This window comes from Streptomyces sp. BE303, assembly GCF_036290945.1.
GTDB lineage: Bacteria > Actinomycetota > Actinomycetes > Streptomycetales > Streptomycetaceae > Kitasatospora.
The window spans coordinates 1-314 of record NZ_JAQYWZ010000227.1 but is presented as its reverse complement, the minus strand read 5'-3'; the positions used below and the strand labels follow the sequence as shown (position 1 = coordinate 314).

The following is a 314-nucleotide window of genomic DNA, read 5'->3' as shown; positions in this document are numbered from 1 at the left end:
GCCGAGGAGGCGCTCGCCACCGGACTGCACTGCTTCCTGCAGCAGCCGGACGACCCGCTCGCCGCCGACAGCCGCGGCGCCTACACCACGGGCTACACCGACTCCAAAGCCTGCCTGCCCCGCGCCATCGCCCGGGCGCACCGGGGCGCGGACGCGTGGCCCGCCGGGTGGGTGGAGCGGATCGAGCCCCGGGACCGGTGGTCGAGCGTGACGTACAGCGGGGCCCAGTCGTCGTCCGCCAGCTTGAGCTCCAGCGCGTCGTTGGGCGGGACGGGTATGTTGAGGTGGCCGGTGGCGAGCGCCTCCTCGGCGAT

At 74.8% G+C, this 314-nt stretch carries 1 pseudogene; it reads left to right on the top strand.

Annotated elements, in window-relative coordinates:
• A pseudogene (locus PUR56_RS01445) lies at positions 1–192 on the top strand (ADP-ribosylglycohydrolase family protein); the annotation flags it as partial.
• Positions 193–314 lie beyond the last annotated feature (122 nt).